10 protein-coding genes are annotated in these 11,650 nt (G+C 36.8%); 2 read left to right on the forward strand and 8 right to left on the reverse strand.

Annotated elements, in window-relative coordinates:
• Positions 1–159 precede the first annotated feature (159 nt).
• The 3 genes from Q0X66_RS14085 to Q0X66_RS14095 all read right to left on the reverse strand — a co-directional run bounded on the left by Q0X66_RS14085 (position 160) and on the right by Q0X66_RS14095 (position 2,547).
• Positions 160–666, reverse strand: coding sequence for a nicotinate-nucleotide adenylyltransferase (locus Q0X66_RS14085; RefSeq protein WP_297707479.1), 507 nt, complete (start codon positions 664–666; stop codon positions 160–162).
• A 98-nt stretch (positions 667–764) separates the two neighbouring features.
• Entirely contained in the window at positions 765–1,739 is a 975-nt protein-coding gene (locus Q0X66_RS14090; protein WP_297707481.1) for a CAP domain-containing protein, read from the reverse strand.
• Positions 1,740–1,821: 82 nt separating this feature from the next.
• Positions 1,822–2,547: a DUF6503 family protein gene (locus Q0X66_RS14095; RefSeq protein WP_297707483.1), complete on the reverse strand. Its 726-nt coding sequence runs from the start codon at positions 2,545–2,547 to the stop codon at positions 1,822–1,824.
• Between the two features lie 100 nt (positions 2,548–2,647).
• On the opposite strand from Q0X66_RS14095, the gene Q0X66_RS14100 reads away from it, so the two are divergent.
• Positions 2,648–4,423, forward strand: a complete 1,776-nt coding sequence (locus tag Q0X66_RS14100) for a Na/Pi cotransporter family protein (RefSeq protein ID WP_297707485.1) — start codon at positions 2,648–2,650, stop codon at positions 4,421–4,423.
• A 75-nt stretch (positions 4,424–4,498) separates the two neighbouring features.
• Here Q0X66_RS14100 and Q0X66_RS14105 read toward each other — a convergent pair whose 3' ends face one another.
• Together Q0X66_RS14105 and Q0X66_RS14110 are read right to left on the reverse strand one after the other, a co-directional pair.
• Positions 4,499–6,787: an inorganic phosphate transporter gene (locus Q0X66_RS14105; RefSeq protein ID WP_297707487.1), complete on the reverse strand. Its 2,289-nt coding sequence runs from the start codon at positions 6,785–6,787 to the stop codon at positions 4,499–4,501.
• Positions 6,788–6,863: 76 nt separating this feature from the next.
• On the reverse strand, positions 6,864–8,069 hold the full coding sequence (locus Q0X66_RS14110) for a porin (RefSeq protein WP_297707489.1): 1,206 nt from the start codon (positions 8,067–8,069) through the stop codon (positions 6,864–6,866).
• A gap of 381 nt (positions 8,070–8,450) precedes the next feature.
• Between Q0X66_RS14110 and Q0X66_RS14115 the strand changes: the two genes are divergently transcribed.
• Positions 8,451–8,810: a nicotinic acid mononucleotide adenyltransferase gene (locus tag Q0X66_RS14115; RefSeq protein ID WP_297707491.1), complete on the forward strand. Its 360-nt coding sequence runs from the start codon at positions 8,451–8,453 to the stop codon at positions 8,808–8,810.
• Positions 8,811–8,896: 86 nt separating this feature from the next.
• Here Q0X66_RS14115 and Q0X66_RS14120 read toward each other — a convergent pair whose 3' ends face one another.
• The 3 genes from Q0X66_RS14120 to Q0X66_RS14130 form a co-directional block, all read right to left on the reverse strand.
• On the reverse strand, positions 8,897–9,298 hold the full coding sequence (locus Q0X66_RS14120; protein WP_297707493.1) for a carboxypeptidase-like regulatory domain-containing protein: 402 nt from the start codon (positions 9,296–9,298) through the stop codon (positions 8,897–8,899).
• Positions 9,299–9,522: 224 nt separating this feature from the next.
• Positions 9,523–10,716, reverse strand: a complete 1,194-nt coding sequence (locus Q0X66_RS14125; RefSeq protein WP_297707495.1) for a multidrug transporter — start codon at positions 10,714–10,716, stop codon at positions 9,523–9,525.
• Between the two features lie 21 nt (positions 10,717–10,737).
• Positions 10,738–11,650: TonB-dependent receptor (locus Q0X66_RS14130; RefSeq protein ID WP_297707497.1), on the reverse strand; the 913-nt coding region annotated here is incomplete at its 5' end.

Consider the following 11,650-nt stretch of genomic DNA (forward strand, 5'->3'; position numbering starts at 1 on the left):
AATGATTTGGATCAGCTGTGCTTCAGGCAAATAATCAGATTGTACGAAGGATAAAGCAAAAATTAAAAGGTTCTGCCGCTAACTGAGACAGAACCTTTTATTTCATTAAGACAACTACATATTAATGGTAGTCGCCATCAGATTAACTTATTCCGGATACTAGAGAAACTCACCGTCTTCATTCATCTTAACTCTCATGGTTTTCTCACCATTTTCTAATTTAAGTTTGTAAACTTTCATAGCGCCTTTTTTATCTGTATAGTTAACCCTATATACATCTTTGGCTACAGTCCAGTTTGGGAATCGATCCAGTAAGGCTTTAGATACAGCAGCGGGTAATTTAATATCATTAAATTTTTCAATGGTTTTCAAAATCTTGCCGTCAGTATCATAAGCAGCAACTATTTTACCGTCAGGGATATAGAATTCCACTGTATAGTAATCGTAATCATCCTGATAATAATCTTTTGTAGTTACATCATAAGCGGCAACTTTGCGCTGCAGCATTTGAACGGGAACAGCCGCTTCTTTGTTATCTGTTTGATTTAAATATTTGTAGTTAACAGCAGTAACTACAACTTCAGATAATTCTTCCACTTTGGTAATTTGAGAATATACCTGGCTGGCTAAACCAATGACCAATAAACTTAGAATAAATTTTTTCATAATTCCAGATTTTAGATGTTGTTAAATTCTACGCGTTGTGGCGTAACTCTGGTTAAAAGTATAAAAGCCTTTATTCTTGTGAAATGATCTTGGTCAGTTTAATTATTGGGATCAAATAGGGTAACCTGGTATGAATAATCCCTGAACTCTCCGTTGATCTCTACATCTTCGAGGATAATGGTGTACGAAGTATCATCCGTCACATTGGTATTTATGTTTTCAGGTGTCCAGACCACTGTGGGGTCTCCATAAGAAGTACTTAAGGCCTCAATTTGAAGGTTAACAGCATTATTATTTGCATCGTGCATTGATACTGTGGTGGAGGAAAAATTTGCACCGGCAATTGAAAATGACCATCTGGGAAAAACAAGCCTGTCGGGGACATACCCCTCCGGTGGATAGGAGATAAATTCGGGAGCATCTGCCGGTGGAGTACCAGCATTTCCTAATACCCATATAGCATTAGATCTGTTTGTGTTACCAATTCCAATTTCCTGTAAACGCGGCCATAATAACCATCTTCTATGACCTACCGGCCCATTATCTGCTCCCTGATCTCTGATATAGGAATCGATTGCCTCCGCATTTTTTGTCATTGTCAGGAGAGAATTACCTGCACCTTCCTTACCTTCAGGGGTATAGCATTTCCATGAAGAAGGGGGATCATGGTCCAGGGCATCATTCGCGTTCATTAGTAATGCCGCCAACTGAGCTTTGTCGCTTTTTGATTGGTTTTCGGCAATTTCATTGCCCAATCCTACTGCTCTTCTGTAATATTCAAGGCGCTGCAATATTTTTGTTTTTGTAGCCTCTGGAACACTACCGGGAATACAGGAAATTTCATCACCGGTCCATGGAACTTCCGAGCCGGTGGTTTGCGAAGGTAGATAGTAGTTCAAATAAAGATCTTGCGCCACCAAACGGGCAGAAATATCAATTGTGAATTCATCCTCAGATTCCAATTGCTGTATTTCATTCTCTTCCATTGCATCCGTACTACAGGAGGCAATTAAGATTGAAAAGAGCATTCCGAATAAGACATGGGACTTCAAAAAAGTATTGGGGAATTTCATGGTGAGGATGTATTGCTTATGAAATAACGCAGCCACTACCAAAAAGGTATTTATTTTTCGATGAACGGAGAATGCATTTTTATTAGTCTATGTTTGGCGCACTTTTGGCAAGGGTATCTGTCCCTAAATATTTGTCGTCTTTATTGTAGTACCAGGCCCTTATTTTTGGCATTTTAATCCCGTTAATTTCTTCCAGACCACTAAGAATTATGTATTCGCCATCGTTTTTTTCTTCATCGTGGTAAAACTGATAGACTTCGAGGGCATAAGTTACAGGATCAAAATAGAAATACCAGGTATCGTTTCCTACAGCTTCTTCATACGTAACCTTAAGTACTTCATAAATTTTACCCTTAAATGTTTTGCGGTATACTTTTCTATCCAATAAGGTCCCCTTATTTTTTAACTTCATTGGAAGCCCGTATAAATAAGTGTAATAGTCCCTCATGGTCTGGGTTCGTTCGCATGTCAATCTGTGTTTGGCAATTTCATCCTCAGAGAGTGTTTCAGAGCCATTAAGCAGAAATTTACAAAGCCCCTTATTTATAATTTGCTCTGTAGTTATGTTGTCTTTTTTAGTAATTAACTTAAAATACTGTTGAGGCAGGTCAATGGTTATCTCACTTAGCCTTACGCTGCTATTAGGAATCTTCATAGTAATAAATAACTGTCCTTTAAAGTCAATCCAATTTCCTTGAGGATCGTGATAGGCTATGGATTTGTTGAGCACCTGATTAGGAGAAAGATCCTGCCCACATAGGAGCGTGGTACCACAGACCCAAAATAACAGTAAGAAAGCTTTAGTCATGATTTAATTATTTTCTATTAATACAATTACAATATCTTAAATTTACTTAGAATTAACCATTTGTTTACTTAAATTTAAAAAACAGACAAGCTTTAGATACATGGAATTTGGTTTTACAGATATTTTACAATTGATCGGTTCACTGGGCTTATTCCTCTTTGGAATGAAAGTAATGAGCGACGGATTATTAAAGCTTGCGGGTAGCAAAATGCGCTCCATCCTGGCAACAATGACTTCGAATAGATTCTTAGGCATAGCTACAGGGTTTCTTATTACATCTGTAATACAATCTTCTTCTGCCACTACGCTTATGGTCGTAAGTTTTGCAAATGCTTCTTTATTAACCTTACCAGAGGCAATTAGCGTGATCATGGGAGCTAATATTGGAACTACCATTACGGCTTGGTTGATTACTTTACTTGGATTTAAAGTAAGCATGAGTTCTATTGCACTGCCGTTAGTGGGTTTTGGATTTTTATTTACATTTTCCAAAAATGAACAAACCAAAAACTGGGGTGAATTTATCATTGGATTTGCCATTTTATTCATTGGATTGCAGTTTTTAAAAGAGGCCATGCCTAATATCAATGATAACCCTCAAATCCTTGAATTTCTTTCCAGGTATACGAATGCCGGTTTTGGGTCCGTACTCCTCTTCTTATTTATTGGTACTCTTTTAACTGTGGTTATTCAGTCTTCAAGCGCTACCATGGCTTTAACACTGATAATGACTGCCGAAGGATGGATTCCATTTGAAATGGCTGCGGCAATGGTTTTAGGCGAGAATATTGGCACTACCATTACGGCCAATCTTGCCGCTATTGTGGGCAATTATCAGGCAAAAAGAACAGCCAGAGCACATCTTATATTCAATGTTTTAGGTGTTGTTTGGATGCTCTTATTGTTTTATCCGTTCTTACAAATGATAAGTTGGTTAGCACAGCAGTTAGGTTCTCCATCTCCTTATTTGGTAGCAGTGGCTATACCAGTGGCAATTTCTTTATTCCATACGGTCTTCAATATACTTAATACATTTATATTGGTTTGGCTTATTAAGCCTATAGCACGTCTTGTTGAGAAAATCGTGCCGGAGAAAATACTTCCTGAGAAGGCCATAGAAGTACCAAAATATTTAGATGATAAAATGTTAAAATATCCGGAGACTGCTATTGCCACACTTATTAAGGAGTCAAAATTCTTATATAAGAATGCAATTTTTGAAATTGTGGCCCATGCCCTGAATATTCACAGGGGGGACATAAAATCGGGGATTAAGGCGAAAAAAATAATCCAACAATCAACGAAGGACTTCAAAACAGATGTCCGCGAATTATACCTGAGGAAAGTAAAAACTATATATGGTGAAATTATAAAATATGCGGCGATTACCCAAAGCACACTAAATTTGACTGAAAACCAGAATGAAAGGGTTATGCAAATTAAATTGGCGAATCGGAAAATGGTGGAAATAATAAGAAATGTCCTTGAGTTGGGCAAAAATGTCTCTTTGTACTCAAATTCGGATAATCCACATATTAAGAAAATGTATGATAGTTTTAGGAAAAAGGTAGTCAAAGTGTTACGTGTTATCTATCTATTTCGCACAGAAAGGGATAGAGATCTTTACCATCAGAAGCTGTTGTTACTTAAAAAACAAACTAATAAAGATATTCAAAAGAATAATCGGGAAATTAATCGTTTAATTCGACATAACCTTATAACCATCGATATGGCCTCTTCATTAGTTAATGATGCAGATAACTTGAATGATTTAATTAAACTTCTAATCGAAGTGGCAGAAATTTTATATGGGGATTGGAAACCCTTGGAAAGCGAGGTTAAAGAACATGCGGTTAACCCACAAACCGCTGCCTAGCGTATATAATTCACCTAAATATATAGAAACCAATATGCTGAGTCAAAGCCACCGATGTTGGCAGATATAAATCTCCTACTCTACAGTTGCAGGTTCTACACTACTATCATACCTTTCATAATACATATCAAGAAGATTGATTATAGCGGTCATCAAATCTTTAGTTTCCAGCAAAAGGGAAAAATACAAGGTCGTATTTTTGGGGCTGGATTCTTCAGTCCGTGTTCTGGCTACTTGTTTCTCAACCTTTTGAGAAACCATTTTGTAAAGCTCTTCCTTGCTATTTAATATGGCGCCAATTTCTTCAAATGAACGATTATCAAAGGCTTGTTTGGAACTGTTTAATAAGGTTTCCAATTCCATATTGATCTCCGTTAATTCTTTAATCTGATTATATTTTAATTTCTTGTGATTATTATTAACGTGTTTATGGCTTATTTGTGTAATATATTCCAGGGATTGTGCAATATCTGTTAAATATCCTAAAATATTAATATAGAAATTACTTGCTTCAACACTGCTATCGTCAAGATTTTTTATGAAATAGAACAAATTATCTCTAAGGTCATCTATTTCTGTGGATAACTTAACAACATTGTTCTTGTTCTTTTTGAGGACATCAAGTTCCTGTTTTGCCAATCCATCAATACTATTTCTATAGAGTTTTTTACTTCTTTTTAAGACATTAGATATGTTATGTGCACTTTCCTCTATAACTCCCTGTATAGAACTGCTTTCTGATCTTATCAACATATCCTCAGCGCGTATAGCCTTAGCCTTTCGGTTGTAGGAAATATAATTTCTTGCCAACAATAGAATGGCAACAAATAGTAAAACCGCAATGGCCGCGCCTTTTCCAAAACTTATAATTGCAAGGATAGTACCGGCAGCTACGAAGGCAATTATGGCTGTTGCAAACCAACCACCAATCACATTCAATACACCAGCTACCCTATACACAGCACTCTCGCTGCCCCAGGCCCGATCTGCAAGCGAGGTTCCCATAGCTACCATAAACGTAACATAGGTAGTAGATAAAGGTAACTTATAGGAAGTGGCAATTGAAATCAGGATACCTGCAACCATAAGATTGACAGCTGCCCTAACCATGTCAAAAGCGGCGTACTCGTGAATTTTTCCTTTGGACAGAGCAAGTGTAGATTTTTTAAATTGTTTGTTAATTTTTTTAAGTAGGGAATTTGGCAATACGGTTTCCGTATATCTGGCTGCTAATATGGAAAACCTTACTAGACCTCTTGATAAATTATTAGGTCTAAACCGTTCTCTTGCTTCTCCCTCCCTTGCCAGATTAATCTCAGTATCTGCCACATAACGGGCTTTTTTGGAAAACCATAGGGTGACGACCATTATCATACCTGAAATAAACAGTAAAATTGTAGGCGTAGGAACTTTTGAGGCCAATACTTCCATACTAAATTCAGTGGCAGCTGCTCCCGAAACTGTCCATGCTTCATAAGATTGATATGCTGCAATTGGCACGCCTATAAAGTTTACAAGATCATTCCCTGCAAAAGCCAGTGCCAAGGCGAATGTCCCAACACCAATAATTAATTTATAAATATTTACTTTGGCGAATGTTATTAAAATATAAGATAGTAAGGACCAAAAAATAAAACTCACAACTATAATTGAGAACACTTGATTTTCAAGAAATTCAGAAATTTTAATTCCTCCTATAAGATCAAAGGTTTGACCGGCATAAGGTGTTCCTTTGATACCTTTCATGAAAATGAAATACGTAATGGCAGATAAAGCTGCTCCACCAAATATTGCACCAACCCACTTGGATTTTTTTTCAAATTCAAATGACAATAGAAGACGTGAAACCCATTGAACGAAGGCCCCTATTGAAAATGCGACCACGACAGATAACAATATCCCCATAATTATCTGAAAGGCTTTGGATGTATTAATGTAATTAACAATTTCAGAAAAATTTCCCCCGTCTGCAACTATTTTTATCATGGACATAGCCACCGCAGCACCTAACAACTCAAACACAATAGAAACCGTAGTAGAGGTAGGCATCCCCAGGGTGTTAAAGAAATCCAATAACAGAATATCCGTTATCATAACTGCCATGAAAATGAACATAATCTCATTGAAGTAGAATTCTCCCGGGTTAAAAATCCCCTTTCTTGCGACTTCCATCATTCCACTTGAAAATATTGCCCCACAGGCAATGCCCAAACTTGCCACAATCATAATAGTTCTAAAGGAGATTGCTTTAGAACCTATTGCCGAGTTTAAAAAGTTTACGGCATCATTACTTACACCAACTACCAAATCTGCAATGGCCAAAGCTGCCAAAGCTATTATCATTATTAAGTAAATATTATCCATAAGTTCTAAAATCCATTAATTTGTAAATATCTAAAGTAAGCTATTTTAATGTGTTATCTAAAGGTTATTATTTGTATCAAAAATGCAGATCCACTTGCAACCTGTATAGTAAAATATCTGTTTCACCAAGAATATCTAAAAAACTGACATCCGTTTGTACTTTTAATTTATGGCCTACTACAAATTTAGAAATACCAAAGGTGTATTGATCTGATTTGCTGTTACCTGTAATTTCCAGATCAGGGGTTACATTAGAATATCTTACAGCCAATGCCCAATTGCTTTTAAATACATATCCCGTTGCTAGGTTTAAACCATTACCTACTCCAACAATATCTCCGGTCTCGGTGCCATCAGAATTTTTAGCTATTGGGTCTTTAGCGGTTCTATTTGCATATTCACCCATAAATGAGAAACCTCTGTATTTGAACATAGCATCCACAAAAAGTGTATTTATAGTAGTTTCATAAAGGCCTACATCATTGAACATAAAACTACCCAGGTTACTTCTAGTTCTTACTGCATTGGAATTAATGTCATAAGTGGCGGACAACATTAATTTGGGCTTAATTTCCCTTTCCAGATCGCTACCAGAGTAATCACCTTTATTTTTAAATTTCCCGAAAGGTAATAGTTCTAATCGACCGGTATATTGATGGCCCCCTAAATTTCCAGTAACCACATTTCTGCCTTCTCCCTGCGAAAACGCTATTTTCTCTCTTACCAAGAATTTATCTGTAAGATTAAAATGATGTCTTAGTTGTAGCCCAATATCGCGATCTATATTATAGGCCGCGTTTAATATTGAACGATCCACTAATTGCATATTTCCAGATGAAATTACCCGTTCTATGTTACCCGGAAGTTTTGTTTGTCCGGCCCATAAAACAAAATTTCCATAGAAATTCCATTGTATTACAGCATCTAATATCGTTCTTGGTGCATTTCTGGTAAACTCCGATTGTCCGGCCATATCCCTGTTAGATAGGCCCAATTCTATTTTATATTTCAATTTTGGAGATACAGCAAAACCATCAAACTTTAGACGTGCTCTTCTTATCAACATATTGGATCCGGGGTTTATCAACCCACCTTCCGGTCCTTTTTCCCAGTCGGCTGATGCCAAAAATTGCATTCGTGCTGCAAATTTAATACTCCATGTACTATCCTTCCCTACAAAATTTAAGATGCCTTTACCAAAGATGGGGGCTTTGATTTCTTGAGAGGATGCGGTAAAAAATAGGAATAAAATAAACGTGAGGGAGAGTAGCTTTGATTTCATTGCGTATTAGTTTTTGTCGACTACAAAGAACAAATACTACTGTTAATCAAACGTTAACACAACATTAAGTTATAAAACAAAAAACTGCCTTGGCCAAAGGCAGTCATTAGTATTCATAAATGATAGTCGACAAAAACTAATATTCACTATGAACTTGCTAATTATTGTGTCTAAACACAGTAACAAATCTCAAGAAAAGTTATGATGTATATGTAATGTGAACTTTAAATTATCATTAATGCTTTCTCAACTGTAAAGAATGTAAAATACTATAATACAATACTTTACGTTTTATATGTAAAATTTACGTTAAGGGAAAGTATATTTAAGGTTAAAAATAATTATCTTTATTCTAAATTAGAGAATATAAAAATGACAAACATGAGAAAAGCACTTATTATTTTGGCGATGACATTTGTCACTGTTTTTGCATATGGACAGGAAAGCAAAGACCAGAAATTTAATAAAGAAACTAACTTAATAGAGGTTACAGATTATCATGATAACGGAATAATCAGCCAGGAAGGGACTTTTAATTTAAATGGTCAATTACATGGCGAATGGATTAGTTATGATGTTTCGGGGAATAAAATTTCCCAGGGTAGTTATGAAAATGGACTTAAATCTGGAAAGTGGGTTTTTTGGCATAATAATACCGCAAAAGAAGTGGAATACAACAATAATCAAATTGCCAGTATTGATGGAATTAAAAATACTGCTCCCTTAGCAGACAAAAACTAATAGTTTATCTACATAAATAGCTAATCAATCACATCCCGCTTTTGGCGGGATGTTTTATTTTAATACTAAAAGTAATTGTTACTTAGTTACTTACGTGAACTTTGTTCAACATTGGCGGTGATGTCTACATCATTTTCTGATGTTCTTTGTAAACTGGCAAGTTCCTCCAGACTTATTTTTTTGGATTCTAGTTCACTTAATACCTGAGTAGTCTTGTTTTCCTCAATTCTAATTGGGATTTCCAAAGTCTCATATCCCAAATAACTGATTACCAGAGTATAGTCCCCGGCTTTAAGGTCATGTATTTCAAAATTCCCATGAAAATTAGTCTGGATACTTTGGGATGTATTTTTGAGTTGTACGTTGGCAAACAACAAAGGTTCATTATTCATTTCCTTGTCCAGTATAGTGCCTACTACAGATCCCTGCTGCTGTGAAAACAGCAGTGCCGTAAAGAGAAGAGAAAATACCAATGCCAATTTTTTCATCGATTGCTTTGAATACACTGCAAAAGAAAGATGTCAATGTAAAAGTAAGGTTAACCACATATTAATATTTAGTAACAAAAAGGTTATTAAAAAGCGGGGCGATAGAAAACAATTGGATAAAAGATCGCAAGGATCAAATGTAATTTAAAGAGACACAGAGCTGTTATTACAAGAATAAGAGCCCGGAAATTTCCGGGCTTTATATCAAAGTATTCTATTATGAATTAATTAACCCCAACTGTCCAACCAGAGCCCCAGGCAGAAACATCTGTACCTGTACCATTACCATCACCTGAAATAAAATCGGCTTCTGTGAAAGTATACCCGGTATCATTCTTAAGTTTTGTAACTACATTGTTAAAAGTTACATCAATAACACCAAGATTTCCGTCCAGAACACCCTGACCGGTAGGATTATCTCCGGTATCTCCATCACAGTCAAAACCTTCATCAAAATCATTTAGAACTACATTAGTGAATATACCCTGAGTACCAGCCCTCAGCCTAATTGCCTCGCTGGCATCATCAGCTCCGGCAACTGTTAAATTGGTAACATTAGGAGCGGAGTAATAGCCGGCTTCGTTACTAAAATCAGTATTATATCCATCACATTCAAAAGCCTTATCGTGTGATACACCGTGCTGTATGTAGACATCTGTTAAAGTTCCGGTATAGCCTTCAGTCCAGTCCATGGAATCATCTTCGGCATTTACAATTACAATATGACTTGCATTCACCGTGCCTCCAAAGAATTCAATACCATCATCAGAACCTTCAAAAACCTGAACATAATCAATCGTCGTACCACTACCAACAGCATAAAGAGACAAACCGTTTAGCTCGGCATTTCCGTCAATAGCACCACCGGCATATTCAATTCTTACATATTGTAAGTTACCAGAACTGTCTGCTGGGGTATTTCCACCGTACGATAATCCTCCAACTTCTGAAGTTGCAGTATCTTCCGAACCATCGGGAGTAGAATTAATAGGTGCCTTCCCGCAAATTACAAGACCACCCCAATCTCCGGCAGAAGGGCTGTTTGCTTCTGAGGTCATTACAATTGGATTACTTGCTGTCCCTAAAGCATTAATTTGAGCTCCTTGTTGTATAGCGATATAAGCATTTACGCCTACAGGCTTCGCCTTAATAGTGAGACCAGCAGGGATAGTCAGCGTAGTTCCATCTGCCATCAAAACCGGACCGGTTATAACATAATCAATTTCAGAATCGAGGACAAGATTTTCTGTATACACACCACTCAAATTAACTGTGGTCTCTGCTGGTGGTTCGCCACCTCCTCCTTCTGTGATGTTGGTGACACTGTTATCATTAATAACAATATCAGGGGTATTGTCCTTCTCACATGCAAATAGCAGTGCTGCGGCTATACCTAAAGATAAAAACTTGTTTTTCATTGTTTTAAGAATTAAATAGAATTAAAATTTATATTTAAGGGTTAGCCCAAAGTTAACCCCGAGGTTATATTCTCTTATTATAATATCTCCTACACCTGTATTTTCCCTGACAAAGGAAATATCCGGGTTCAGAATATTCATAACAGATGCATTTGCTTCAAAGTGCTCACCTATTTCGTTTCTCCAAATGAAATTGAGTGTGGGAACTGCCTTTTCTACAATATTACCTAAACTTCCTGCTCCCAGCGAAAATATTCTATCCGAAAAATAGGAAAATGCCATGGTGGCCTTAGGTCTGTAATTACCAAACTCCGGGCTATAATTAAGATCGGTATTGATTATAAAAGGGGATGCTCCTTCTAACTCATCCGAATCCCTGTCAAAAGAAGTTCCAAAGGTATTTTCATCTCCCGCCGGGATATCCTTTAAATCTTGCATAGTATTCGTATAAGCAGCATTAAGGCCAACAGATAAAACAGGAGTGTCATCGGAATTATATAATAGATTCTTGCGGACTTCAAGTTCTACACCGTAAATGTCTGCCTGATCTCCTGTTCTGAAATAGCGTTGGGTACCTGTAGCATCTGCTGCCACGACTCGGTTAACCGGATTTTTTATGGTTTTTGAAAAAGCAGCTAAGGAAATTATTTCACCTTGCTCCAAAAACCATTCGTATTTTAAGTCGAAGCTGTACACGTCAGAATATGTCGCACCTGTACCATTTAATCCACCTAAAAGGTCCGGATTACCACCATATCTTATGGTTACGGCTTCATATACAAAGGGGGCAGCTTCTTTAAACTCCGGAAATGATGCTGTTTTACTAAATGCGAAGCGCAAATTGGAATCATCATTAACTGCATAACGGATATTCAAACTAGGTAAATAGATGTTCTCATAAACCTCACGGAAACCCGGATCATCTGGTCTTATA

The organism is uncultured Eudoraea sp. (assembly GCF_947260015.1).
Taxonomy (GTDB): domain Bacteria; phylum Bacteroidota; class Bacteroidia; order Flavobacteriales; family Flavobacteriaceae; genus Eudoraea.